This window comes from Micromonospora halophytica, assembly GCF_900090245.1.
Classification (GTDB): Bacteria; Actinomycetota; Actinomycetes; order Mycobacteriales; family Micromonosporaceae; genus Micromonospora; species Micromonospora halophytica.
The window spans coordinates 26119-51283 of the sequence record NZ_FMDN01000009.1 but is presented as its reverse complement, the minus strand read 5'-3'; the positions used below and the strand labels follow the sequence as shown (position 1 = coordinate 51283).

At 73.6% G+C, this 25165-nt stretch carries 25 protein-coding genes; 18 read left to right on the top strand and 7 right to left on the bottom strand.

Translation table 11 applies throughout. The features are described 5' to 3' along the window. Positions 1-141 precede the first annotated feature (141 nt). Positions 142-969, bottom strand: a complete 828-nt coding sequence (locus GA0070560_RS14560; protein WP_211565861.1) for a DUF72 domain-containing protein — start codon at positions 967-969, stop codon at positions 142-144. 200 nt (positions 970-1169) lie between these two features. Between GA0070560_RS14560 and GA0070560_RS14555 the strand changes: the two genes are divergently transcribed. From GA0070560_RS14555 to GA0070560_RS14535, 5 genes are all read left to right on the top strand, one after another. Continuing rightward, on the top strand, positions 1170-2636 hold the full coding sequence (locus tag GA0070560_RS14555; RefSeq protein ID WP_091297090.1) for a hypothetical protein: 1467 nt from the start codon (positions 1170-1172) through the stop codon (positions 2634-2636). A 71-nt stretch (positions 2637-2707) separates the two neighbouring features. Then, positions 2708-2911 carry a hypothetical protein gene (locus tag GA0070560_RS14550; RefSeq protein ID WP_091296654.1) on the top strand — a complete coding sequence of 68 codons (204 nt, stop codon included), beginning with the start codon at positions 2708-2710 and terminating at the stop codon, positions 2909-2911. After that, complete coding sequence (locus GA0070560_RS14545; protein ID WP_091296651.1) at positions 2908-4050, top strand: acyl-CoA dehydrogenase family protein; 1143 nt, start codon at positions 2908-2910, stop codon at positions 4048-4050. The genes GA0070560_RS14550 and GA0070560_RS14545 overlap by 4 nt, the downstream gene beginning before the upstream one ends. A gap of 9 nt (positions 4051-4059) precedes the next feature. Beyond that, the gene (locus tag GA0070560_RS14540) at positions 4060-4281 is read left to right on the top strand and encodes a DUF433 domain-containing protein (protein ID WP_091296648.1); all 222 of its coding nucleotides are present in this window, start codon (positions 4060-4062) and stop codon (positions 4279-4281) included. Positions 4282-4334: 53 nt separating this feature from the next. Continuing rightward, positions 4335-4814 (top strand): Lrp/AsnC family transcriptional regulator, encoded by a 480-nt coding sequence (locus tag GA0070560_RS14535; RefSeq protein ID WP_091296644.1) that lies wholly within the window; start codon positions 4335-4337, stop codon positions 4812-4814. Positions 4815-4819: 5 nt separating this feature from the next. Here GA0070560_RS14535 and GA0070560_RS14530 read toward each other — a convergent pair whose 3' ends face one another. After that, on the bottom strand, positions 4820-5386 hold the full coding sequence (locus GA0070560_RS14530) for a histidine phosphatase family protein (protein ID WP_091297087.1): 567 nt from the start codon (positions 5384-5386) through the stop codon (positions 4820-4822). A 506-nt stretch (positions 5387-5892) separates the two neighbouring features. On the opposite strand from GA0070560_RS14530, the gene GA0070560_RS14525 reads away from it, so the two are divergent. Continuing rightward, positions 5893-6084 carry a CsbD family protein gene (locus tag GA0070560_RS14525; RefSeq protein ID WP_091296640.1) on the top strand — a complete coding sequence of 64 codons (192 nt, stop codon included), beginning with the start codon at positions 5893-5895 and terminating at the stop codon, positions 6082-6084. A gap of 63 nt (positions 6085-6147) precedes the next feature. Here GA0070560_RS14525 and GA0070560_RS14520 read toward each other — a convergent pair whose 3' ends face one another. After that, positions 6148-7554 carry a KamA family radical SAM protein gene (locus GA0070560_RS14520; RefSeq protein ID WP_091296637.1) on the bottom strand — a complete coding sequence of 469 codons (1407 nt, stop codon included), beginning with the start codon at positions 7552-7554 and terminating at the stop codon, positions 6148-6150. 143 nt (positions 7555-7697) lie between these two features. On the opposite strand from GA0070560_RS14520, the gene kdd reads away from it, so the two are divergent. The 6 genes from kdd (at position 7698) to GA0070560_RS14490 (ending at position 14444) form a co-directional block, all read left to right on the top strand. Next, the gene (kdd, locus tag GA0070560_RS14515; protein ID WP_091296633.1) at positions 7698-8759 is read left to right on the top strand and encodes an L-erythro-3,5-diaminohexanoate dehydrogenase; all 1062 of its coding nucleotides are present in this window, start codon (positions 7698-7700) and stop codon (positions 8757-8759) included. A 5-nt stretch (positions 8760-8764) separates the two neighbouring features. Continuing rightward, positions 8765-10336 (top strand): amidohydrolase, encoded by a 1572-nt coding sequence (locus GA0070560_RS14510; protein WP_091296629.1) that lies wholly within the window; start codon positions 8765-8767, stop codon positions 10334-10336. A gap of 67 nt (positions 10337-10403) precedes the next feature. Further along, positions 10404-11966 (top strand): lysine 5,6-aminomutase subunit alpha, encoded by a 1563-nt coding sequence (kamD, locus tag GA0070560_RS14505; RefSeq protein WP_091297083.1) that lies wholly within the window; start codon positions 10404-10406, stop codon positions 11964-11966. Next, entirely contained in the window at positions 11963-12724 is a 762-nt protein-coding gene (kamE, locus tag GA0070560_RS14500) for a lysine 5,6-aminomutase subunit beta (protein WP_091296626.1), read from the top strand. Before kamD ends, kamE begins: the two co-directional genes overlap by 4 nt. Further along, entirely contained in the window at positions 12721-13113 is a 393-nt protein-coding gene (gene kal, locus GA0070560_RS14495; RefSeq protein ID WP_091296623.1) for a 3-aminobutyryl-CoA ammonia lyase, read from the top strand. The genes kamE and kal overlap by 4 nt, the downstream gene beginning before the upstream one ends. Then, positions 13110-14444 carry a glutamate mutase L gene (locus tag GA0070560_RS14490; RefSeq protein ID WP_091296619.1) on the top strand — a complete coding sequence of 445 codons (1335 nt, stop codon included), beginning with the start codon at positions 13110-13112 and terminating at the stop codon, positions 14442-14444. Before kal ends, GA0070560_RS14490 begins: the two co-directional genes overlap by 4 nt. Positions 14445-14783: 339 nt before the next feature. Here GA0070560_RS14490 and GA0070560_RS14485 read toward each other — a convergent pair whose 3' ends face one another. Continuing rightward, positions 14784-15527 carry an alpha/beta fold hydrolase gene (locus GA0070560_RS14485; RefSeq protein ID WP_245675519.1) on the bottom strand — a complete coding sequence of 248 codons (744 nt, stop codon included), beginning with the start codon at positions 15525-15527 and terminating at the stop codon, positions 14784-14786. Positions 15528-15532: 5 nt separating this feature from the next. Beyond that, positions 15533-16039: a pyridoxamine 5'-phosphate oxidase family protein gene (locus tag GA0070560_RS14480; protein WP_091296613.1), complete on the bottom strand. Its 507-nt coding sequence runs from the start codon at positions 16037-16039 to the stop codon at positions 15533-15535. Between the two features lie 77 nt (positions 16040-16116). Between GA0070560_RS14480 and GA0070560_RS14475 the strand changes: the two genes are divergently transcribed. The 4 genes from GA0070560_RS14475 (at position 16117) to GA0070560_RS14460 (ending at position 19820) form a co-directional block, all read left to right on the top strand. Continuing rightward, on the top strand, positions 16117-16791 hold the full coding sequence (locus tag GA0070560_RS14475; RefSeq protein WP_091296610.1) for a winged helix-turn-helix transcriptional regulator: 675 nt from the start codon (positions 16117-16119) through the stop codon (positions 16789-16791). A 99-nt stretch (positions 16792-16890) separates the two neighbouring features. Continuing rightward, positions 16891-18426 (top strand): apolipoprotein N-acyltransferase, encoded by a 1536-nt coding sequence (lnt, locus tag GA0070560_RS14470; RefSeq protein WP_170839419.1) that lies wholly within the window; start codon positions 16891-16893, stop codon positions 18424-18426. A gap of 29 nt (positions 18427-18455) precedes the next feature. Beyond that, a complete protein-coding gene (locus GA0070560_RS14465; RefSeq protein ID WP_091296604.1) occupies positions 18456-19220 on the top strand; it encodes a polyprenol monophosphomannose synthase in 765 nt (254 codons plus the stop codon). A gap of 81 nt (positions 19221-19301) precedes the next feature. Continuing rightward, entirely contained in the window at positions 19302-19820 is a 519-nt protein-coding gene (locus GA0070560_RS14460) for an FxsA family protein (protein ID WP_091296600.1), read from the top strand. Between the two features lie 58 nt (positions 19821-19878). Here the strand turns inward: GA0070560_RS14460 and GA0070560_RS14455 are convergent, their stop codons facing one another. After that, positions 19879-20220, bottom strand: coding sequence for an RNA polymerase-binding protein RbpA (locus GA0070560_RS14455; protein WP_007070998.1), 342 nt, complete (start codon positions 20218-20220; stop codon positions 19879-19881). 222 nt (positions 20221-20442) lie between these two features. Between GA0070560_RS14455 and GA0070560_RS14450 the strand changes: the two genes are divergently transcribed. Together GA0070560_RS14450 and GA0070560_RS14445 are read left to right on the top strand one after the other, a co-directional pair. Continuing rightward, positions 20443-21924, top strand: a complete 1482-nt coding sequence (locus tag GA0070560_RS14450) for a peptide MFS transporter (RefSeq protein ID WP_091297077.1) — start codon at positions 20443-20445, stop codon at positions 21922-21924. Positions 21925-21978: 54 nt separating this feature from the next. Then, a complete protein-coding gene (locus tag GA0070560_RS14445) occupies positions 21979-24048 on the top strand; it encodes a molybdopterin-containing oxidoreductase family protein (RefSeq protein WP_091296598.1) in 2070 nt (689 codons plus the stop codon). On the opposite strand, the gene GA0070560_RS14440 is transcribed toward GA0070560_RS14445, so the two are convergent. Continuing rightward, complete coding sequence (locus tag GA0070560_RS14440; protein WP_091296595.1) at positions 24036-25154, bottom strand: hypothetical protein; 1119 nt, start codon at positions 25152-25154, stop codon at positions 24036-24038. The two genes, GA0070560_RS14445 and GA0070560_RS14440, sit on opposite strands and share 13 nt — an antisense overlap. Positions 25155-25165: the final 11 nt, after the last annotated feature.

The following is a 25165-nucleotide window of genomic DNA, read 5'->3' as shown; positions in this document are numbered from 1 at the left end:
ACCACGTCGACCCCGACGCGGTGGTCCGGGCGGTGCAGTTCCCGGTCACCGATCCGGCCGGCGCGGTCGACGAGATGCTCGACCTGGTGCGTGACCGCGTCCGGTGAGTCGCCGGTCGCGACGGCCGGAAGCCGTCGGCGGTCAGAACAGGGTGGCGGGCTCGACCGGCATCGGCTCCGGCAGCGGCGCCAGCTCCGGCACCCGGGCCCGCACCTCGTCGTGGAAGCGGCGGGCCAGCACCGGCGCGTCGGCGTTGTCCGGGGTGTGTACGAACATCGTCGGCGAGCGGCCCTCGCGCAGCCATCCGGCGACGACGTCGACCCAGGGCTGCCAGCCCTCGACCGTCCGCGCGGGGTCGTCGCGGCCGAGGTACCGCACGACCGGTCGGTCGGTCAGCGCGACCGACCGGCGCGGCATGCGCGGCTTCTTGACCCAGGCGTCGCGCTCGGCGTCGCTGGTCGGTCGGCTGCCGAAGAACGCCGTGGTGTCGAACGGGATCCACTCGGCGTCCGCGTCGGCGAGCACCCCTTCGAGCAGCCGCGTCGCGCGGGGGTCGGCGAAGAACGCGAGGTGGCGGACCTCCACGGCGTACCGGTGGGAGGTGGACAGCCGGCGCAGGAACCCGGCGAGGGCGGGGACGTCGGCGGGAGCGAACGATCCCGGCAGTTGGATCCAGAGGGCGTCGGCGCGGGGGCCGAGCGGCTCGATCGCGTCCAGGAAGACGCGCAGCGCCTCGTCGACGTCGGTGAGCCGGCGCTCGTGCGTGACGACCCTGGGCAGTTTGAGCACGAACCGGAAGTCGGGGTCGGTCTGCTCCGCCCACGACGCCGCGGCCTGCCGGGCCGGGGTGGCGTAGAACGTCGTGTTGCCCTCGACCGCGGTGCACCAGGCGGCGTAGTGGCGCAGCCGCTCGTGCGCCGGCAGCGGGTGGGCCAGCAGGCGGCCCTGCCAGGCCTTGTGGGTCCACATCGCGCACCCCACGTGCAGACGCATGAGTCCGGCCTCCCGCCGCTCGCCCGCGCCCGGCGTCACCCGGGCTGCCGCAGACGGTATCCGGCCGCGCCCGGCGCGGGTGAGGCGGCGGTCCGCGATGCGGGCCGTCGCGGCATACGGCAGAGTGGCACCCGCGGTCGGACTCCTCCGGCCGCGGAGTGAAAGGGGCGGTGGCCGTGGAGGGTCCGCGTGGGGTGGTCTTCCCCCGTACCGGGGAGGGACGCAGCACGAGCGCGCTCGGCCGGGCGGTCGTCGCCGACGCGCTGCGCGCCGTGGACCCGGTCGGCGCACGCTCGGCCGAGCACGAGACGAACTGGCGGCACGGCTACCTCGGCCACTTCCGCCGGCTCGTCGAGGCGGGGCTGCCCTCCCGTGACGCCGCGCTCACCATCGCCCGCGACGGCCTCGCCTCGCTGCACTCCCGGATGAGGGTCCTCGGCGACGACGGCCGGGAGACCGGGCTGGACGAGGTCTTCGCCGATCCCGCCGGCCACGAGCCGCTGTGCACCGCGACCGTCACCGGCGAGGGCCCGGTCGAGCGGGAGCTGTCGCTGCCGTACCGGGGCCGGCGGCTGCGCGGCGACGACCTGCTCCGTCAACTCGACGCCTGGGTCACCGCCGGGGTGGTGGAGCCGTCCTGCGCCGAGGCGGTCCGCGCCGTGCACGCCCACCCGGACTGGCTCGACCTGCGCGACCAGCGGGTCGTGGTGCTCGGCGCGGGCGCGGAGATGGGCCCGCTGCCGTCCCTGCTGCGCTGGGGCGCCGACGTGGTCGCGGTCGACCTGCCGCGGCCGGAGATCTGGCGGCGGGTGCTGCAGACCACCCGCCGGCACGGCGGCCGGCTCCTGCTGCCGGTGCGGCCCGGCGCCGACACCGACGGCGACGCGGCCCTGGCCGCCGCCGCGGGCGCGGACCTGCTGCACCGCCTCCCGCAGGTCGCCGACTGGTTGCGCGGCGTCGAGGGCCGGCTGGTGCTCGGCAACTACGTGTACGCCGACGGGGCGACCAACGTGCGGGTCGCCACGGCCGTCGACGCGCTCACCGGCCACCTGCAACGGCACCGCGAGGACGTGGCCCTGGCGTTCCTCGCCACCCCCACCGACGTCTTCGCCGTGCCCGCCGACGCGGTGCGGCACGCCGACCGGGCCTACGCGGCGCGCGGGCCCGCGCGCCGGGCGCTGCGGGTGCTCTCCGGCGGCCGGCTGCTGCACCGTAACTACCCGCCGGAGGCCGACCCGGGGATCAACGACAGTCTGGTGCCGCAGCAGGGGCCGAACTACGCGCTCGCCAAGCGGTTGCAGCGTTGGCGGGCCACGGTGGCCCGCGACGCCGGGTCGACCGTGTCGTTCACGGTGGCCCCGCCGACGCGCACCCGGTCGGTGGTGCGCAATCGGGCCCTCGCCGCCGCGTACGCCGGTGCCCACCGGTTCGGCATCGAGATCTTCGAGCCGGCGACCAGCAACACCCTGATGGCCGCGGTGCTGGTGCACGACCTGCGTACCGGCGGCGGGCCGGCGCTGGCGCACCCGTGGCAGGATGAGGCGTACGCCGCCGCGCACGGCGGCCTGTGGCGGGTGCCGTACGCCCCGCGCAGCGCCCTGGGCCTGGCGGTGCTGCTCGGCCTCGGTGGGGCCCGCGCCTGAGCCGCCCCGCCCCGCGTCCGGCGGGACGATCCGGGGTAGGTCCGTTCCCGAACGACCGTTAAGCTGGCGGGGTGGGAACCGACGCGCCGCGCACCGCCGCCCGACCGGTCGTGGCCCCGGCCACCGCCGGGCGTCCGGTCGCGCCCGCGTCGGGCACCGGCCACGGCATCGACCTGTCCGGCCGGTCCGGCACCCGCACCGAGGACCCCGCCGGCCGCACCACGGCTCGCGGGCAGCGGCTCACCACCACCCCGACGGAGCTCATCGCGCCATGACTGTCGACCGGATCCTCCCCACCGACGAGGCCCACGACCTGCTCGACCTCGCCACCGAACTCGCCGATCGTGAGCTGGCCCCGAAGGCGGCCGGCTTCGAGGAGCGCGCCGAGTTCCCCCGCGAGGTGCTGCGCACCCTCGGCCGGGCCGGCCTGCTCGGCCTGCCGTACGCCGAGGAGCACGGCGGCGCCGCCCAGCCGTACGAGGTATACCTCCAGGTGCTGGAGATCCTGGCCAGCCGCTGGCTCGCCGTGGCCGAGGCGGTCAGCGTGCACACCCTCTCCTGCTACCCGGTGGCGCAGTTCGGCAGCGACGCCCAGCGCAAGCTGCTGCCCGACATGATCGGCGGCGAGCTGCTCGGCGCGTACTGCCTCTCCGAGCCGCAGGGTGGTTCGGACGCCGCGTCGCTGACCACGAAGGCCGTCCGCGACGGCGACGCCTATGTGGTCACCGGCACCAAGGCGTGGATCACCCACGCCCGGGTCGCCGACTTCTACAACATCTTCTGCCGCACCGGCGGGCCCGGCCCGAAGGGCATCTCCTGCCTGCTCGCCGACCGCGCCACCCCCGGCATCCTGCCGCAGGCCGCGGAGCGCACCATGGGCCTGCACGCCTCCCCGGTGGCGCAGATCGCCTTCGACGGTGCCCGGGTGCCGGCCGACCGGCTGATCGGCGGCGAGGGGGTGGGCTTCACCATCGCCATGTCGGCGCTGGACTCCGGCCGCCTCGGCATCGCCGCCTGCGCGGTCGGGCTGGCCCAGGCGGCGCTGGACTACGCCGTCGGCTACGCCACGCAGCGGCAGCAGTTCGGCCGTCCGATCATCGATTTCCAGGGCCTCGGCTTCAACCTCGCCGACCACGCCACCGCGATATCCGCGGCCCGGGCGTTGATGCTCTCCGCGGCCCGGCTGCGCGACGCCGGCCGGCCTTACTCCATCGAGGCGGCGAAGGCGAAGCTCTTCGCCACCGACATGGCGATGCGGGTGACCACCGACGCCGTGCAGGTGCTCGGCGGGGCCGGCTACGTCGCCGACCACCCGGTCGAGCGGTACATGCGGGAGGCGAAGGTGCTCCAGATCGTCGAGGGCACCAACCAGATCCAGCGGCTGGTCATCTCCCGCGCGCTGGCCAAGGGCTGACCTGGCCCGATGGCCTTCCCACGGATCACCGTCGACCCCGAGGTGATGGGCGGCGCGCCCTGCGTGCGGCAGTCCCGGGTCCCGGTCGCCACCATCCTGGCGATGATGGCCGACGGCATGTCCGTCACGGACATCCTCACCGATCTGCCCTTCCTCGACGAGGAGGACATGACGGAGGTGCTGCACTTCGCGGCGGACGCGGTGCGCGACCGGACGGCACGCGGAGCGTGACCGCCGGCGGGCCCGTCCACCATGGGAGCGTCGCACCGGGTAGGTTGCACGCCGTGGAGGAGATCGACCGTGCCATCGTCGCCGCGCTGACCGCTGACGGCCGGCTGTCGTACACGGATCTGGCCGAGAGGGTGGGGTTGTCGGTGTCCGCGGTGCACCAGCGGGTCCGCCGGCTGGAGCAGCGCGGGGTCATCCACGGGTACGCCGCGAAGGTCTCCTTCGAGGCGCTGGACCTGCCGCTGACCGCGTTCGTGGCGATCCGCCCGTTCGACCCCTCCCAGCCGGACGACGCCCCCGAGCGGCTGGCCCACCTGCCGGAGATCGACTCCTGCTACTCGGTGGCGGGGGAGGACTTCTACCTGCTGCTGGTGCGGGTGGCCGGCCCGGCGGACCTGGAACGGGTGCTCCAGGAGATCCGTACGTCGGCGAACGTCACCACCCGCACCACGGTGGTGCTCTCCACCCCGTACGAGGCGCGCCCGCCGAAGATCCTGTTGGGGGAGTCGGCCCGGCGTCCCCGCGACGGCGGCTGAGCCGTTCAGCGGCCGTTCCAGCGCAGGATCACCCGCCGCCCGTGCTCGTGGCCGAGCACGCTCACGGTGGCGGTGTCCAGTCGCAGTTTCCCCCCGGCCGACGGCGGCAGGCCGATCCAGCGGGCCCCGACGACCCGCAGGCAGTGTGCGTGCCCGACCAGCGCGACGCTGCCCAGGTCCAGCAGGGGCGTGATCCGGGTGAGCAGTCGGTCGACCCGCTCGCCGACCTGCTCGGGGGCCTCGCCGTCGGGGCAGCCGTCGGTCCAGATGTTCCAGTGCGGGTGTTCGTCGTGGATGTCTGCGGTGCTGCGCCCCTCGTACCGGCCGTAGTTCCACTCGGCCAGGTCCTCGTCGGTGCGGTCCACGGTGAGGCCGGCGAGCTGTGCGGTGCGCAGGGCCCGTTTGCGAGGGCTGGCCAGCACCCGGGCGAAGCGCCGCCCGACGAGCACCGCACCGAGCGCGCGGGCCTGCCGCTCGCCGTCGGGGGTCAGCTCCAGGTCGGTGTACGAGGTGTGCCGGTGGCTGGCGCTCCAGGTGGTCTCGCCGTGCCGAACCAGGAGGATCTCGCTCATGCCCCCAGTCAACCAGTCCCGGGCGACCGCCTCGGCACCCACCTCCTACCTATTGTCCTAGGACGCCCAGCAGGATGTGGCCCGTCCGGCGGTCACGACCTCACCGGGACGGGGCGCGACGGCGCGGGGCAGTGCAGACCCGGCGCGCGGTGGTAGGGGACGGGCGTGGCGGACCGCGCTTCGGGTGCACGTGTTGCCGCCCGGGCGACAGCAGCTGCCACCGAAGCCACCTGCCACCCGCCCGCGCGCCCCAACCGGCGTCTCCTCGCCGATCCATCGCCCCACCGGTCGGCGCCAGCGGGTCGGGACCCGCACACGCCGGCGGCAGCTTCCTGCCCGCCAGGATGCGCTTCCCCTAGTGTCCTAGGATGCCCTACGGTGTGCAAGACCGCACACAGGCTCAGCACGTCACCAGGAACCGCCGGTTTCGGCGCCGACGGGTCGGGGACGCAACGGCAGCGGGGCGGACGGCCCCGTGGACCGCCGGAGCAACGGCAGGAGGCGACATGAGCTTCACCGACAAGGCGAAGAGCAAGGCGCAGGAGCTGACCGGCGTGGCGAAGGAGCGGATCGGCAGCGCCACCGACAACGAGCGGCTGCGCGCCGAGGGCGCCGAGGAGCGCAGCGGCGCGCGCGCCCGGCAGGCCGGCGAGCACGTCAAGGAGGCCGGCAAGGACGTACGGGACGCGATGCGCTGACCGTCGGACGTGACGAGCGGCCTGCGGGGATACCCCGCAGGCCGCTCGTCGTACGTCGAGAGGTCAGTCGTTGTGGTGGGCCCTCCACCAGGTCTGGCCGGACTCGGGCAGGGTGTCGATCGGGTCGTAGTAGGCGTAGCGCTTGTTCAGCGCCTCCAGGTCGGCCGACTCGATCGAGGTGCGGTAGTTCTTGGTCCAGTACGAGATGCCGCGCTCGCGGTCGTACTCGGTGAGCATGTGCACCCAGCGCTTGCCGACGAACGGGACGTCGCAGACGATCCGCGGGGTGGCGTAGCCGGGCAGGTAGCCCATGATGTCGTGCTGGAGCTGCTGGGCGTGCCAGACCGGGACCCGCCAGTGCTCGGCGTTGGGGATCATGTCGCACATGTAGAAGTAGTACGGCAGGATGCCCGCCTCACCCTGCAGCGCGAAGCAGAGGTCGAGCAGGTCGGGGGCGGTGGCGTTGACGCCGCGCATGAGCACGCCCTGGTTGCGCACGTCGCGTACGCCGACGTCGAGGGCGGTCTGGGCGGCCCGGGCGACCAGTGGGGTGATCGACTGGGCGTGGTTGACGTGGGTGTGGATGGCGAGGTTGACGCCGCGCCGGGCGGCGGTGCGGGCGACCCGCTCCAGGCCCTCGACGACGTCGGGCTGGAGCCAGTGCTGCGGCAGGCCCATGAGCGCCTTGGTGGCGAGCCGGATGTCGCGGATGGTCTCGATCTCCAGCAGCCGCATCAGGTACGACTCGAGGTTCTTCCACGGCACGTTGGCCACGTCGCCGCCGGAGACGACGACGTCGCGGACGCCGGGGTGGGCCTTGAGGTACGCGATGTGGGCGTCGTAGCGGTCGACGGGCTTGAGGGTGAGCTTGAGCTTGTCGACGGCGGGGGTGGAGTTGCCGACCAGGTCCATGCGGGTGCAGTGCCCGCAGTACTGGGGGCAGGTGGAGAGCAGCTCGGCGAGGACCTTGGTGGGGTAGCGGTGGGTGAGGCCTTCGGCGACCCACATGTCGTGCTCGTGCAGGCTGTCGCGGCTGGCGTACGGGTGCGACGGCCAGTCGGTGCGCCGGTCGGAGGCGACGGGGATCATGTAGCGCCGTACCGGGTCGGCGAGGAACGCCTCGGTGCTCATCGGGGCGAACGGGACCATGGTGTTGAGCATCTGCGGCGGCACCAGCATGGACATGGTGGCCAGGGCCTTCTGGTCGGCCTCGAGGTCGGCGTAGAAGGTCTCGTCGACGAGGTCACCGAGTACGGTGCGCAGCTGCTTGAGGTTCTTGACGCAGTTGACGCGTTGCCACTGGGCGTTCTCCCACTGCTCGCGGGTGATGTGGCGCCAGCCGGGGAAGCGGGTCCAGTCGGGTTCGACCAGGGGGCTGCGGCGGTATTCGTACGGCTGCCCGGCGGTCGGCGCCGCGACCGGGGCGTGACGGGGTTGAGGGATGGTCTCAACCGGTTGGGTCTGGGTCACGGCCCCTCCTCGGTGCGTGGTGCAGATGATCAGCGGCCCGTAGGCTACTGGAAAATATCCGGTGAAGAAATTAGTCTGCCGGAAGTTTTCCCGCGACGCGAGTCCTGGCCAGGGCTTCGAGCGGCTGGACAGGGGAGGTCGGCGTGACGTCACCGGTGGGTCTGCACCGCGTTGTGGAACCGGCGGGGGTGCTGCCGCAGGCGGCGTGGCGGTTGGACGCCGACCCGCGGATCGCGCCGAACGAGGTGCGCATCCGGGTGCAGCGGTTGAACCTGGACGCGGCGAGCTTCCGGCAGTTGTCGGAGAAGCACGGCGGCGACGGGGAGAAGGTTCGGGCCGAGGTCCTCGACATCGTCTCCACCCGGGGCAAGATGCAGAACCCGGTGACCGGCTCGGGCGGCATGCTGATCGGCACGGTGGAGGAGGTCGGCCGGCGATCGCCGTTGCAGTTGACGGTCGGTGACCGGGTGGCGACGCTGGTGTCGCTGACCTTGACGCCGCTGACGATCCTCGACGGGCTGGCCCGCTGGGACGGGCGCAGCGAGCAGGTGCCGTGCGACGGGTACGCGATCCTGTTCGCCCGGTCCATCGCCGCGGTGCTGCCGTCGGACCTGCACCCGGAGCTGTCGCTGGCGGTGCTGGACGTGTGTGGGGCGCCGGCGCTGACCGCGCGGGTGGTCGCCGAGCATGTGGCGCGGCGGCAGCGGGCGGGTGATCCGACGCCGGTGACAGTGGCGGTGATCGGTGGGGCCGGCAAGAGCGGGTCGCTGTCGTTGGCGGCGGCGCGGCGGGCGGGGGCGGGTCGTAGCGTCGGGGTGGTGCCGGTGGAGGCGGAGCGGGAGGCGCTGCTCGGGGCTGGGTTGGCGGATGTGGTGGCGTTGGCCGACGCGCGGGATCCGGTGGCGTTGTCGACGGCGGTGACGTCGGCGTTGGGGGTGCCGGCGGACGTGACGGTGGTCTGCGTGGATGTGCCGGGTTGTGAGCACGGGGCGGTGCTGGCCACGGCGGACGGCGGTACGGTGATCTTCTTCTCGATGGCGACGAGCTTCGCGGCGGCGGCGTTGGGCGCGGAGGGCCTGGCGGCGGACGTGACGATGCTGGTGGGCAACGGGTACGTGCCGGGGCACGCCGAGGTGGCGTTGGGTCTGCTGCGTTCCGAGCCTGGGGTCCGTGCGCTCTTCGAGGCCCGGTTGGCGGCAGACTGAGTGCCATGACGAACCCCTCGACGTTGTATCGCGGTGGAGTGCTGCACTGTCCTGCGGAGCCGAGCGCGACGGCGCTGCTGGTGCGTGACGGTCGGATCGCCTGGTTGGGTGCCGATGCGGATGCGCCGGTGGCGGACCGGGTGGTGGAGTTGGACGGGGCGCTGGTGACGCCGGCGTTCGTGGACGCGCATGTGCATGCCACCGACACTGGTCTGGCCCTGTCGGGGCTGGATCTGTCGTCGGTGCGGTCGGCGGGTGAGCTGTTGGACGCGGTGTCGGTGTTCGCGGCGGGGCTGCCGTCGGATGCGGTGGTGCTGGGGCACGGCTGGGACGAGTCGGGCTGGGTGGACGGGCGGCTGCCGGACGCCGACGAGGTGGGTCGGGCGGCTGGTGGGCGTCGGGTGTACCTGTCGCAGGCGTCGATCCATTCGGCGTTGGTGTCGCGGGCGTTGTTGGCGGCGTGTCCGGAGGCGGCTGCTGCGGCGGGGTTCGACGTGTCGGGGTGGCTGCGTCGGGATGCGCATCATGTGGTGCGGGCGGCGGCGTTCGCGTCGGTGACCCGCCCGCAGCGGGTCGCGGCGCAGCGGCGGGCGCTGGAGCACGCGGCGTCACTGGGAATTGCCGCGGTGCACGAGTGCGGTGGGCCGGAGATCTCCGACGAGGAGGACTTCACCGGGCTGCTGGGCATCTCCGGGGCCGGGGTGCCGGAGGTATACGGGTACTGGGGTGAGCTGCTGGGTGCGGCGCGGGCCCGGGAGCTCGGGGCGGTCGGCGCCGGCGGGGACCTGTTCGCCGACGGGGCGCTGGGGTCCCGTACCGCGCACGTGTCGGCGGCGTACCTGGACGGGGAGCCGGGGGCGTGCGGGCACGGGTACGTGAGCGCCGAGCAGGTGCGGGACCATCTGCTGGACTGCGCGGCGCACGGTTTGCAGGGCGGTTTCCACGCCATCGGTGACGCCGCGATCTCGACGGTGCTGGACGGGTTCGGGCAGGCGGCGGAGAAGCTGGGTGTGGATCGGCTGCGGGCGGCGCGGCACCGGGTGGAGCACGCGGAGATCATGAGCAGGCGGTTGATCGCCGGGTTCGTGGAGTTCGGGATCGTGGCGTCGGTGCAGCCGGCGTTCGACCGGTTGTGGGGTGGCGCGGGGCGGATGTACGAGTCGCGGTTGGGGTTGGACCGGTCGTTGGAGTCGAATCCGATGGGGGCGATGCACGCGGTCGGGGTGGCGTTGGCGTTCGGGTCGGATTCGCCGGTGACGCCGTTGGATCCGTGGGGTTCGGTGCGGGCGGCGGTGGCGCATCACAATCCGGTGCAGCGGATGAGTGTGCGGGCGGCGTTCGCCGCGCACACCCGGGGTGGTTGGCGGGCGGTGCACCTGGACAACGAGGGTGTGCTGGCGTTGGGGGCGCCGGCGACGTTCGCGGTGTGGTCGGCGCCGGCGGGGGTGGAGCGGGGTCTGCCGGTGTTGCAGGCGGAGGACCCGGAGGTGCGGGGTCCGCAGGATCCGACGCCGTTGCCGGTGTGCCGGCGCACGGTGCTGCGCGGTGAGGTCATTTTTGAGGAAGGGTCTGCGTGAGCGAGCGAAGCATCGAGGCGGCACGGGTGCGGGTGGTGCTGTGGGCGAGTGGGGCCGGGGTGACGGCGTGACGGGCAAGCTCGACCTGGATCCGGTGCTGGTGGCGCGGGCGCGGGAGTTGGCGCGTCGGGCCGGGCAGCCGGTGGTGGATCTGGCGCGGAGCCACACGACGGTGTCGGTGGAGCGGGCGGTGCTGCGGTTGGCGGGGGTGAGCGGCGCGGATCCGGACGGTATTCCGTGGGTGAACCGGCTGGTCGACGCGGTGGTGGCCGATGTCGGGTTGGGGCACGGGGTGGCGGTGCCGGTGTTCGATGCGTTGGCCCGTGAGCAGATCGCCGATGTGACGTTGTTGGCGCAGAAGGCTGCGGCGGGGTCGGTGCGTTTCCAGGTGCCGTCGGGCAGGGCCGCGACGGCCGCGCGTAGGGCCGCGCGTCGGGCGGTCGGCGCGGGTGTCCGGTTGATCGATCGGCGGCGGGCCGAGCGGGATCGGCTGGTGAGGCGGTACGGGGATCCGGCGCAGCGGCCGTGGATCTATCTGATTGTGGCGACCGGGGACATCTACGAGGACATTCCGCAGGCGCAGGCGGCGGCGCGGGCGGGGGCGGATGTGATCGCGGTGATCCGGTCGACGGGTCAGTCGCTGCTGGACTATGTGCCGGAGGGGGCGACCCGGGAGGGGTTCGCCGGGACGTACGCGACGCAGGAGAACTTCCGGTTGATGCGGGCGGCGCTGGACGAGTCGTCGAAGGAGCTGGGCCGGTATGTGCGGCTGACGAACTACGCGTCGGGTCTGTGTATGCCGGAGATGGCGACGCTGGCGGGGTTGGAGCGTCTGGACATGATGCTCAACGACTCGATGTACGGGATCCTGTTCCGCGACATCAATCCGATTCGTACGTTTGTGGACCAGCGGTTCTCGCGGCAGGTGCACGCGCGGGCGGGGATCATCATCAACACCGGTGAGGACAACTACCTGACCACTGCGGATGCGGTGGACGAGGCGCACACGGTGACGGTGTCGCAGTTGCTCAACGAGTACTTCGCGCATGAGGCGGGGTTGGCGGACTGGCAGTTGGGTCTGGGGCATGCGTTCGAGATCAACCCGGATGTGCCGGAGTCGTTGCGGTTGGAGTTGGCGCACGCGTTGCTGGCGCGGGAGTTGTTCCCGGACGCGCCGTTGAAGTGGATGCCGCCGACGAAGCACATGACCGGTGACGTGTTCCGCGGCAATCTGCTCGACGGGTTCTTCAACCTGGTCGGGGCGATGACCGGGCAGGGGATTCTGCTGGTGGGGATGATGACGGAGGCGGTGGTGACGCCGTGGTTGTCGGATCGGGACATCGCCCTGCAGAACGTGCGGTACGTGTTGGGCGCTGCCGGTGGGTTGCATGAGGACTTCGTGCCGGCGCCGGGCGGGTTCATCCAGCAGCGTGCGAACCGGGTGCTCGGTGAGGCGGTGGAGTTGTTGGAGCGGATCGGGGATCAGTCGTTGTTGACGGCGATCGCCGAGGGCACGTTCGGGATCATGAAGCGGCCGGCGGACCGGGGTAAGGGCCTGGCCGGGGTGGCGCGGCACGAGGGTGACTACTACAACCCGGCCACCGAGATCCTGGAAGGGGACCGGGCGTGACGGCCGCGGCGGAGAAGAAGATCGTCCGGCCGTACGGGGACACCACCGGTGACGGCATGGTGCAGGTGTCGTTCACGTTGCCGGTGCCGCACGACAAGCGGGCCGAGGGTGCGGCGGTGCAGTTGGCGAACCGGATGGGCATTGACCCGGCGATGTTGGTGCACGCCAGGCAGATGGGTGACGGGTTCACCTTCTTCGTGGTGTACGGGCGGGTGAACCATCTGGTGGACCTGGCGGCGGTGCAGGTGGTGGAGCGGGACTTCCCTCTGCTGAGCGCCAAGGAGGTGAACACGGTGGTGAAGCAGAGGCTGCGGCGCAAGCTGTCGGTGGTGGGGGCGTGCATCGGCACGGACGCGCACACCGTGGGCATCGACGCGATCCTGAACGTCAAGGGCATCGCGGGGGAGAAGGGCCTTGAGTACTACCGGGAGTTGAAGGTGACCAACCTGGGTGCGCAGGTGAGCGTGCCGGAGTTGGTGGAGGCGGCGCGGCGGGAGAAGGCCGACGCGGTGCTGGTGTCGCAGGTGGTGACGCAGCGCGACGCGCATCTGCACAACACGCGGGAGATGTCGGCGGCGTTCCGGGAGGCGATGCCGGCGGGGAAGCGGCCGCTGCTGATCGTGGGTGGGCCGCGGTTCGACGAGACGATGACCGGTGAGCTGGGCGTGGATCGGATCTTCGGCCGGGGCACCACTCCGGGTGAGGTGGCGTCGTATCTGGTGCACGCGTTGATCACGGACAAGAAGGCGAGAGCATGAGTGACGTACGGCTGGGCTTGACGGTGACGCACCGGCGGTATGTGCCGTACTCGCACGCCCATTACGCGGGGAACCTGGTCGACGGGGCGTACGCGTTGGGGTTGTTCGGGGATGTGGCCACGGAGGTGTGTATCCGCACTGACGGTGACGAGGGGTTGTTCGCCTCTTACTCGGATGTGCAGTTCCGGGCGCCGTTGAAGGCGGGCGACGTGCTGGAGGTGACGGCGACGGTGACGCGGGTGGGTACGCGCAGCCGCACCATCGACTTCGTGGCGCGGGTGGTGTGCCGGGGCCGCCCGGACAAGGGCGAGTCGGCGGCCGAGGTGCTCGACGAGCCGATCGTGGCGGTCACCGCGACCGGCACCGTGGTCGTTCCCGCGTCGGCGTGAGTCTGGCGGTCTGCGCCGACGTCGGGTCGACGTACACGAAGGTGGCGGTGGTGGACCTCGACGGCGGCGTCCTGGTGGCGGGGGCGTCGGCGCCGACGACGGTGGGCACGGACGTGCTGCACGGTCTGCACGCCGCGGTGGCGGCGGCCACCGACGGGCTCGGGGTGTCCGACGTGCCGTGGTACGTGTGTTCGTCGGCCGGCGGGGGCCTGCGGCTGGCGGTCGTCGGCTTCGAGCCGCTGGTGACCGCGCAGGCGGGGCGGCGGGTCGGGTTGTCGGCGGGGGCGAACGTGGTGCACGTGGCCGCCGGCCGGTTGGGCGGGGCCGACCTGACGGCGTTGCGGGCGGCCCGCCCGGACGTGGTGCTGCTGGTCGGTGGCACCGATGGTGGGGACGCCGACACGTTGCGGCACAACGCGACGCGGTTGGCGCGGGCCCGCTGGCGGGTGCCGACGGTGCTGGCCGGCAATGTCGAGGTGCGCGACGAGGTGCGGGCGTTGCTGGCGTCGGCGGGGGTGCCGGTGACGGTGGCGGACAATGTGCTGCCCCGTATCGGGGTGCTCGCGCCGGTGTCGGCGCGGGCGGCGATCCGGGAGGTGTTCCTGCGTCACGTCATCGGCGGTAAGAAGCTGTCCCGGGGTGGCCGGTTCGCCCGGCTGGTGCGGGCGGCGACGCCGGACGCGGTGCTGACCGGGGTGGAGGTCCTCGCCGATGCCGTCGGTGGGGACCTGGTGGTGCTGGACGTGGGTGGTGCCACCACCGACGTGTATTCGGTGCTGACCCCCGACGAGCGGGACAGCGGCCCGGGCCGGGAGGTGGCCGGGACGTTGTGGCGGGCGCGCACCGTGGAGGGGGACCTGGGGATGCGGTGGAGCGCCCCCGGGGTGGTGCGTGCCGCGGCTGAGGAACGTCTGCTCGCGGTGGGGGAGCAGGACGTGTTGGCGCCGGAGGCGGCGGTGCGGGCGGCGGATCCGGGTTTCCTGCCGGGTGACGACGCCGGTCGGGCGGTCGACGCGCGGATCGCCGGGCTGGCCGCGACGGTGGCGCTGCGCCGGCATGCCCGGGGCGCGGCGACGGGGGAACGTGCGGGGCGGGACCTGCGTGACGTGCGGCTGGTGGTCGGCTCCGGTGGGGTGCTGCGGCACGCGCCGTCGGCTGACGCGGCCGGGGTCCTGGCGGGCGTGCTCGCGGACCATGCCGGTGGGTGGCCGGTGCCGCGCGCCGCCCGGGCGGTGGTGGACGTGGACTATGTGCTGGCCGCCGGGGGATTGTTGGCTGCCGAGCATCCGGGGGCGGCGCGGGCGTTGTTGTGTCGGCACCTTGAGGCGTGACCGGCCGCTGCGGGACGGCCACGTATCGAGACGCGCCGACGCGACACGCCGTGGCGCAACACACGACAGGCCGGGGTGGGTTGACAGCGGCGGGGGTCCGCGCCGTACCGTCTTTGAGTCCTACTACGGGAAGCGGCTGTTGTTCGCTTCGTCCCTTCGTCCGCTGGCCGAGCGACCTTGCGAGTCGCGGCGGCCAGGTCCAGCGGGCGGGGGTCGGCGGGGCGGCGCGAACCGGCCGCGGTTACCGGTGTACGGGCAGGGTGAGGGGCACGGCCAGTAGACAACGGCCAGGCGGGGGCAGCCAGTCCACCGTCGGGTCGGTCCGAAGGTCGGCGTCGCTCATTCTCGCCCCACCGGCCGGGAAGGGCCTGGGAGCATCGGGGCGCGGCGTATGCCGCGCCCCGATTTCCGTTTCTGGCCGGCGGTGAAGCTCTGCAGCTTCTCGGCCAGCAGGTGGGGTCGGCTCAACGCCAGCAGATGCCCGCCGGGTAGTTCGTCCGGGTGCACGCCGAGGCGGTCGGCGGCCAGGCGGCGCTGGAAGTCGGCCGGGAAGAACCGGTCGTCACGGCCGGAGATCACCCGGGTCGGCACGTGTGGCCAGTCGCGCAGCGGGTTGGGGCGGACGAACACCGCGTCGGACTCCTGCGGTCCGTCGTGCATCCGGGCGGCCACGTCGGCGGGCACGTCGTGGAAGAAGTCGACCGCCGGGTCGACGTCGGCGTTCGGGGCGCGGCCCTGCGCGGCGGCGTACGCGGCGCGGGCCTGGGCGTGGCTGGTGGCCGCCCACCAGTCGCCGGGTGTCTCACCCGGCGCCGGGATCATCGGGTTGACGAGCACCAGCAGCCGTACCGCCGGGTGGTCGGCGACCAGTGGGGCGGTGAACGCGCCCAGCGACTGCGCCACCAGCACCACCTCGGGGTGGGTGTCGACGACGGCGCGGACGGTGGCGGCGTACTCGGGCAGGGCGGCGTCGGGGTCGGCGGCCGGCAGCGGCACTGCCACCGCGCGGTGGCCGCGCGTGTGCAGTTCGTCGACGAGCAGGTCCCAGTAGCGGGGATCGCCACCGGCGCCGGGGATCAGCACGTAGGTCACTGTCGGGCCCGCCTGACGATGTCCTCGGCGGTGCCGCCGCCGGGGAAGCGGGTGACGAAGTCGAGCAGCCCGACCCAGGTGGGGCGCAGCCCGATGCGCGCCATCAGCAGGTCCGGGTGGTTGATCTCGGCGAGTGTCGCGGCGGCCTGTTCGGGGCCGTGGTAGCGCTCGTGGGCGGCGGCGTACTCGGCGACGACCCCGCGCACGTCGGTTACGGTGACCGGGCCGCGTAGCAGCAGTACCCGGGGTGGGGCGGCGGCGGTGTCGATGGTGACGGCGACGGGTGGGCGGGCCCGCAGGTGGGCGATCTTGCGGGCGCCGCCGAAGGTGCTGAACACCACCTCCTCGCCGGTCCAGTGGAACATCATCGGCATCACCCGGGGGGTGCCGTCCGGGGCGACGTAGGCGAGGCGGGCCAGCTCGGTGGAGGTGAGCAGCTCGCGGGCCAGGTCGGTGTCGAGCAGGCGTGGGTCGCCCTGCGGCAGGTCGGTCACGGTCGTCATCAACCCTCCTCTCGGTCACTCCCAACTTAGGAGTGATCACTGCGGGTGTACAACCATTTTCGGCTACTCTGGTGCCCGTGCGCCCCTACGACGACCCGTGCGGCGTCGCCCGCGCGTTGGCCGCCGTCGGGGAACGGTGGTCGCTGCTGGTGGTCCGGGAGTTGCTGCTCGGGCCGAAACGCTTCGCCGAGCTCAGCCGCGGTCTGCCCGGCATGAGCCAGAACGTGCTCTCGCAGCGGCTGCGGGACCTGCAGGCGGCCGGTGTGCTGACCCGCCACGTCCTCGGCCCGCCGGTCAGTGCTGGCGTGTACGAGTTGACCGACTGGGGGCGTCAACTCGAACCGGTGCTGCTCGCGTTGGGCCGGTGGGGGGCGCGGGCGCCGCTGACCAGCGTCGCCGGGCTCAGCGTCGACGCGCTGATGCTCGCCCTGCGCACCACGTACGTGCCGGGGCTGGCCGCCGGCCTGCGGGGTGTCGTGCAGTTGCGGCTGGGGGTGGACTCGTTCACCGTCGAGATCGCCGGGGAGGACCTGCGCATCACGCGGGGCACCGCCGAGCGAGCCGATGCCGGCGTCGACACCGACCCGGCGACGCTGCGCGACGTGGTGTTCGGTCGGCGGGGCCTCGCCGACGCCGTCGCGGCCGGCGCGGCCACCGTCACCGGCGACCGGGACACCGCCGCGCGTCTGCTGGGCAGCTTCCGCCGGCCCGATCCCGCCGGCACCGTAGGTACGGGCCCGACGGCCGGGTAGCCTTCGGCCCGTGATCGTGGTGAGGTGCCGGTGACGACGCTCGACCGGGATGAGACGCGTACCACCGAGGTGGTACGCCGCGACGACGCCCCGCGCGCGATGCCGCTGCGGTGGGCCGTGCCGGCGGCGGTGGTGGCCGGGCTGACGATGCTGCTGGCGTTCCCCCCGTACGGGCTGTGGCCGCTGGCGCCGCTCGGGGTGGCGCTGCTGGCCGTCGCGGCGCACCGGCGGCGGTTGCGCGCCGGCGCCGGCCTGGGCTTCCTCACCGGGGTGGCGTTGTTCGCGCCGATGCTGGAGTGGACCAACCTGCACACCGGCTACCTGCCGTGGGTGCTGCTGTCGTTGCTGCAGGCCGGCTACCTGGCGCTGCTCGGCGCGGCGACGGCGTGGGTGTCGCCGCTGGCCGACCGGCGGCGGTGGGCGTGGCCGCTGCTGACCGCGCTGCTGTGGGTGGCGCAGGAGGCGCTGCGTTCGCGTACCCCGTTCGGCGGGTTCCCGTGGGGCCGGTTGGCGTTCAGTCAGGACACCTCCCCGTTGCTGCGGCTGGCCTGGCTCGGTGGCGCGCCGCTGGTGACGTTCGCCGCGGCGCTGGTCGGTGGGCTGCTGGCCGCCGCGTTGTGGCGGCGCTGGCCGGGCCGTACGCCGGGGGCGTGGGCGCCGGTCGCGGCGTCGACCGCCGTCGCGCTCGCCGTCACCGGCGTGGCGCTGCTGCTGCCCACCGGCGCCACCGGCACCGGCCGGACGGTGACGGTGGCGATCGTGCAGGGCAACGTGCCCCGGCTGGGTCTGGACTTCAACGCCCAGCGGCAGGCGGTGCTGAACAACCACGTCGACGCCACCCTGGAGCTGGCCGCCCGGGTCGACGCCGGGGAGCAGCCCCGCCCGGACCTGGTGGTGTGGCCGGAGAACTCCTCCGACATCGACCCGCTGCGCAACGCCTCCGCCGGTGCGCGGATCTCCCGGGCCGCTGACGCGATCGACGCGCCGATCCTGGTCGGGGCGGTGCTGCTCGGTCCCGGGCGGGGGCAGGTGCGCAACGCGGGAATCCTGTGGCGTCCGGGCAGCGGGGCGGACCTGTCGCAGCTGTACACCAAACGCCACCCGGTGCCGTTCGCCGAGTACGTGCCGCTGCGCAGCATCGCCCGGATGGTCACCGATCAGGTCGACCTGGTCCGCAACGACTTCGTCGCCGGGGACACCCCCGGGGTGGTGCGTTCGGGCCCGGCGGTGCTCGGCGACGTGATCTGCTTCGAGGTCGCCTACGACGGGCTGGTGCGTGACACCGTCGACGGCGGGGCGCAACTGCTGGTGGTGCAGACCAACAACGCCACCTTCGACGTGGCCGAGGCCCGCCAGCAGTTGGCCATGGTGCGGCTGCGGGCCGTCGAGCACGGGCGCGGGGCGTTGATGGCCTCCACGGTGGGAGTGTCCGGGTTCGTGACCCCCGACGGGCGGGTAAGCGGCGCTACCGGGTTCAACACCCGCGCGGTGGTGCTGCTGCAGGTGGCTCTCGCCGACGGGCGTACGCCGGCCACCCGGGCCGGGGTGTGGCCGGAGGTGGCCCTGACCGGGCTGGCGGTGGCGCTGCTGCTGGCCGCGGCTGCGACGCGTCGCCGCGCACGCGCCGGCGGGTAGTCCGCCGGGGCAGACGCGAAAGGGGTGCGGTGAGCGTGCCGATCGACGGGGTGGGGCGGGTGCTGGTGGTCATCCCCACCTACAACGAGGCCGACAACGTCACCGACATCGTGCGGCGGGTCCGCGCCGTCGCTCCGGCGGTGGACATCCTCGTCGCCGACGACAACAGCCCCGACGGCACCGGCGCGCTCGCCGACGCGATGGCCGCGACCGACGGGCACGTGCACGTGCTGCACCGCCCCGGCAAGAACGGGCTCGGCGCGGCGTACCTGGCCGGGTTCGCGTGGGCGCGTGAGCGGGGCTACGACGCGGTCGTGGAGATGGACGCCGACGGCTCGCACGCCCCGGAGGACCTGCCGACGCTGCTGGCCGCCGCCCGTGACGCCGACGTGGTCATCGGGTCGCGGTGGACCGGTGGGGCGAAGGTGGTGAACTGGCCGCTGCGGCGGCTGCTGCTGTCGCGGTGCGGCAACCTGTACGCGCGGCTGGCGCTGGGCATGCCGGTCACCGACGCCACCGGCGGGTACCGGGTGTACCGCACGGCGGCGTTGCGGGCGATGGCGCTGGAGTCGGTCTGCTCGCAGGGCTACGCGTTCCAGGTGGAGCTGTCGCGGCTGGCGCACCGGGCGGGGGTGCGGATCGTGGAGGTGCCGATCACGTTCGCCGAGCGGGAACGCGGCGCGAGCAAGATGAGCCCGCTGATCGTCGCGGAGGCGTTGTGGCGGATCACCACGTGGGGGTTGCGTGACCGTGGGGTGCGGCGGGGTCGGGCCGGACATGACCGGTGGCCGTGAGTGCCGGGCGTGTCATGCTGGAGGGGCGGGTTTCCGCCCCGGGTCCGGTGAGCGGGTGCCGTACGACGCGGATGAGGTGAGATGCGCCGATACCTGAGGTTCGTGCCGCTGGCCCTGCTGCTGGCGGTGGTGCTGGAGTTGGTGGTGTTCGTCGGGGTGGGCCGGGCGATCGGGTTCGGCTCGGCGGTGCTGCTGGCGTTCGCGGCGTCGCTGCTGGGGCTGGTGCTGCTGCGCCGCGAGGGGATGCGGGCGTGGCGGGGGTTCCGGGCGTCGGTGGAGTCCCGGCAGCCGCCGGGGCGGCAGGTGACCGACGGGCTGGTGGGGTTGTTGGGTGCGCTGCTGCTGGCCGCCCCGGGCCTGGTCAGCGGGGCGGTGGGGTTGCTGCTGCTGGTGCCGCCGGTGCGCCGGCTGGCCCGCGCCGGGGTGCAACGGGCCACCGAGCGGCGGGTGTCGTCGATGGTCGCCGGTGACCTGTTCGGGCCGCGTACGGTGCGGGTGCGCCGGGGTGACCCGCAGCCGCCGGCCGCGGCGGACGAGCCGGTGGTCCTCGACGGCGCTCAGGCCATCGAGGGCGAGATCGTGGAGCCGCGGCAGGGCTGAGCGTGAGCACGACGAAGCCCCCGGGAGGACGGGCTCCCGGGGGCTTCGTCGTGCTCGCTCAGGCGCGGCCGCGGCGGGTGCGGACCTCCTGCAGCCGCTCGGCGAGGATGTCCTCCAGCTCGGCGATGGAGCGGCGCTCCAGCAGCATGTCCCAGTGGGTACGCGGCGGCTTGGCCTTCTTCTGCTCCGGCTCGGTGCCGTCGACCAGGCGGGCGACACTGCCGTCGAACTTGCACTCCCAGGTCGTGGGGACCTCGGCGTCGACGGCGAACGGCACCTCGAACTGGTGGCCCTTGGCGCACAGGTACTCGCGGGTCTGACGCGGCGCGAGCTCCGTGTTGCGGTCGGATTCGTAGCTGACCGCGCCCAGACGGCTTCCGCGCAGCATACGCTCGCCCATGATCGACTTCCCCTCGTTCGTGGTGCTGGTCTTCTCGGTCTCTAACGGCCCGTCGCCGCCGGGGCATTCCCGCCCCGGGGTGGGTGACCGGCCCGGTGGCCCCTGCAAGGGTAGCCGCCCAGGACCGGTACCCGGCGGGGTCGTCCCCGGCCGGGTCGAACGGTATGCGTGTTTCGGCGCTCATCGGGGATGTTAGCCGCCCCAGATGTGCCGGAGGTGACGATGAGCAGTGACGCGCCGGTCGACGCCCGACGGCCCGGCCAGAAGACCTTCCTCGGTCACCCGCGGGCGCTGTCGACCCTGTTCCTCACCGAGATGTGGGAGCGGTTCAGCTTCTACGGCATGCGGGCCATCCTGGTGCTGTACCTGACCGCAGCAATCGCCGATGACGGCCTCGGCCTGCGCGAGTCCACCGCCAGCGCCGTCTACGGCACCTACAACGCCATGGTCTACCTGATGGCACTGCCCGGCGGATGGATCGCCGACCGGCTGCTCGGCGCCCGCCGCAGCGTGCTGGCCGGCGGGGTGGTCATCGCCGTCGGGCACTACGTGATGGCGATCCCCACCCGGTGGAGCGTCTTCGCCGGGATGGCCCTGATCGTGCTCGGCACCGGCCTGCTCAAGCCCAACATCTCGACCATGGTCGGCGACCTGTACGACCGGGACTCCCCACGCCGCGACGCCGGGTTCTCCATCTTCTACATGGGCATCAACCTGGGCGCGTTCATCGCCCCGTTGGTCTGCGGCTTCCTCGGCGAGAAGATCAACTGGCATCTGGGGTTCGGGGCCGCCGCGATCGGCATGACCTTCGGCGTGCTGCAGTACGTCCTCGGCCGACGCCACCTCGGCGACGCCGGCGCCCGCCCCGCCGATCCGCTGCTCGGCGCCGACCGCCGCCGCGCGCTGAGGCGCATCGGCCTCGGCACGCTGGCGCTGGCGCTCGTCCTGGCCGGGCTCGCCGTCGCCGGACTGTTCACCGTCAACAGCGTGGTCAACCTGCTCACCGTCGCCACCGTCGTGATCACCGTCGGCTACTTCGCCCGGATCCTCACCGACCGGGAGATCAGCGGCACCGAACGCCTGCGGATGAAGGCGTACCTGTGGCTGTTCGTCTTCGCCGCGTCGTTCTGGCTGATCTACGACCAGGCCGGGTCGGTGCTGAACATCTTCGCCGCCGACAACACCGACCGCGACGTGCTCGGCTTCACCTTCCCCGCCTCGTGGTTGCAGTCGGTCAACCCGATCCTGATCATCATCGGGGCGCCGCTGGCCGCCTGGCTGTGGCTGCGCCTGGGCCACCGGGTCTCCACCCCGGTGAAGTTCGCCGTCGGTCTCGTCCTCAACGGCCTGTCGTTCGTGCTGATGGCCGCCGCCGCGCAGGCCGCCGTCGGCGGGGACCTGGTCTCCCCGTGGTGGCTGATCGCCGTGTACGCCATCCAGGTCGCCGGTGAGCTGTCGCTGAGCCCCGTCGGCCTGTCCGCCACCACCAAGCTCGCCCCGGTCAAGTACGCCAGCCAGATGATGGGCCTGTGGTTCCTCGCCACCGCCGTCGGCGACGCCATCGGTGGCCAGGTGGCCCGGCTGGCCGAGACCTGGCCCGAACCGACGTACTTCCTCACCTTCGGGCTGGCCTCGGTGGTGCTGGGCCTCGGGGCGATGATGGCCGGCCGGCACGTCTCCCGGCTGATGGCCGGCATCCACTGAGCTGCCACCTGCGGGGGAGGTGCGTCAGCACCCGACGGCGATAGCATCCGCGGCATGGCCCCCACCACCACCGTGCACCCCGGCGCCTGCCCACTGGACTGCCCGGACACCTGCGCCTGGCAGCTCACCGTCACCGACGGGCGGGCCGTGGCGCTGCGCGGCGACCCCGGGCACCCGTTCACCCGGGGCGCGCTGTGCGGCAAGGTCAACCGCTACCTCGACGCGGTCAACGGCCCCGACCGGCTCACCACCCCGCTGCTGCGGGTCGGCCCGAAGGGGGTCGGCCCGGTGTCGTACCGGCCGGCGAGCTGGGACGAGGCCGTGGCCCGGGTCGCCGACGGGCTGCGCGCCGGCATCGACCGGCACGGACCCGAGTCGGTTCTGCCGTACTACTTCGCCGGCACCATGGGCCTGGTGCAGGGCTGGACGATGGGACCGCGGCTCTTCGCCCACCTCGGAGCGTCCCGGCTGCGCACCACCATCTGCACCGCCGCCGCCCGCGCCGCCCTCGCCTCGATCTACGGCAGATCCGTCGGCTTCGAGCCCGAGTCGGTCGTCGAGGCGAAGCTGATCGTGCTGTGGGGGGCGAACCTGCTGTCGACCAACCTGCACCACTGGCCGTTCGTGGCCGAGGCCCGCCGCCGCGGCGCGTACGTGGTGACCGTCGACCCGCTGCGCACCGACACCGCCGCCCGCAGCGACGAACACGTCGCCCCGCTGCCCGGCACCGACGCCGCCCTCGCCCTCGGGCTGATGCGCCACATCCGCGACCTCGGCGCCGCCGACACCGAGTGGCTCGCCGCGCACACCACCGGCTGGGACCGGCTGCAGGCCCGCCTCGACGAGTGGCCGCTCGACCGGGCCGCCGCCGTGTGCGGCCTCGACGTCGACGTGCTGCGTCGCCTCGGCGAACGGATCGCCACCACCCGCCCCACCGCCATCCGCGTCGGCCTCGGCCTGCAACGGCACGCCGGCGCCGGGCAGGCGGTCCGCGCCATCGCGGCCATCCCGCTGGTCACCGGCGACTTCCGGCACCCGGGCGGCGGCGTCCTGGTCACCACCAGCGGACACCACCGCATCGACACCGACCGGGTGGCCCGCCCGGCGGACATGCCCGCCCCGCCGGCCCGGTCGATCAACATGAGCCGGCTCGCCGCCGCGCTGACCGGCGAGGCCGACCCGCCGGTCACCTCGCTGGTGGTCTTCGACGCCAACCCCGCCGCCACCGTCCCCGACCAGAACCGGCTGCGGCAGGGGCTGGGCTGCGCGGACCTGTTCACCGTGGTGCTGGAACAGCGCTGGACCGACACCTGCGACTGGGCCGACGTGGTGCTGCCGGCCACCATGCAGCCCGAGCACCTCGACCTGCACACCTCCTACGGCCACCACTACGCCACCCTCAACCTGCCGGCGACCGTCGCGCCCGGCCAGGCGCTGCCCAACACCGAGATCTTCCGGCGGATCGCCGCCGCCCTCGGACTGGAGCATCCCCGGCTGCGCGACAGCGACACCGACCTGGCCCGGCAACTGCTCGACGGCAGCGGCGTCAGCTACGAGGAACTGGCGGAGGCCACGTACGCGCGGGCCACCGGCGTCGAGGTCGGCACCGCCCCGTACGCCAAGGGCGACTTCCCCACCCGCGACGGACGGGCCCGGCTGTACGACCCGCAGCTCACCGCCCAGGGCGTCGACCCGCTCGTCGGCTACACCCCGCCCGCCGAGGCCGGCGACACCGAGCTGGCCCGCCGGTTCCCCCTGGCGCTGATCTCCCCGGCCGGCCGGTACCTGATGAACTCGACCTTCGCGTCGCAGCCCTGGCACCTCGAACGCACCGGCCCGCCGCGCATCCACCTGCACCCCGACGACGCCGCCGCCCGGGGCCTCGCCGACGGCGACACCGCCCGGGTGCACAACGACCGGGGCGAGTTCCTCGCCACCGTCGCCGTCGACGACGCCACCCGCCCCGGGCTGGCGTTCACCTACAAGGCGTACTGGGCGCGGCTGAGCCCCGGCGGCAGCACCGTCAACGCGGTCACCGCCGTACGCGACACCGACCTCGGTGGCGGGCCGACCTTCCACGACACCCGCGTCGAGGTGCGGGCCGCCCCGGCTCAGCCGGCCTGAGCCGGCGTCCCGAGCCGGGCCAGCGCCGCCGCGAGGTCGCTGACCTGGTCGGCGAGCTGCGCGGCGCGATGCTGGGCGGCGTCGGCGTCGGCCTCGGCCGCGCGCAGGCGTACCTCCAACTCGGCCAGGCGGGCCTGCGCGGCGGCGCCGGCCTGCCGCGACGCGGCCAGCTCCGCGGTGATCGCCTCGCGCTGCCCGAGCGCGGCGGCCACCTCCTCCCGCGCCCGCGCCGCCGTCGCGGCGGCCTCCTCGCGGATCCGCGCGGCGTCCGCGCGCGCGGCGTCACGGTCGTGGGTCGCCGCCTCGGCGGCCGCGCGGGCCTGCCGGGCCTCGCCGGCGTGCCGGTCGGCGTCGGCCCGCGCCGCCGCCGCGTCGGCGCCCGCCTGCTGCGCGCGGGCGAGGGCCTCGGCGGCCGCGGCGGTGGCCCGCTGCGCGTCGGCGGCCGCGGCGTCGCGGGCGACGGTCAGGTCGGCGGCGCGCTGCCGCTCACTGTCCCGCTCCGCGCGCAGGCCCCGCAGCTCGTGGCGGGCGGCGTCCCGGTCGCGTTCGGCCTGCACCCGCAACGCCTGCGCGGCGCTGGCGTCACGGCGGGCGGTGTCGGCGTCGGTCTCGGCCCGCAGCACGCGTTGTTCGGCGGCGTCGGCCCGGGCGTCGGCCTGCTGGGCCTGCGCCTTCGCGGCGTCGCGGTCGGAGACGGCGAGGCGGGCCTCCTGTCGGGCACGGGCCGCGTCGGCGCTCGCGGCCTCGGCGTCGGCGCGGGCCTCGTCGCGTTCGGTGTGCGCCTGGGCGACCTGCGCGGCGGTCTCCGCGCGGAGCTGGGCGAGCTGCCGTTCGACCCCGACGGGGGACAGCTCGGCGTGCAGCGCCTCGGTCAGCGTCTCCACGATCTGGTCGAGCCGGTCCACCGCCTCCCAGGTGCGCGCGACCTGACCGGGCAGGCCGGGGGCGTTGCGGTGACGCATCCGGGAGTTGCGCGACGCCCGCTGGCAGGCGCCGTCGTTGTCCCGGCAGTACCGGAACGGCCGGCCCGCGCCGGCCCGCTGTGGCACGTCGCGTCCACAGTGTGCGCAGGGGCGGGTCTCGGCGGGGGCGGGCTGGGCGTCCATCGAGGCGAAAG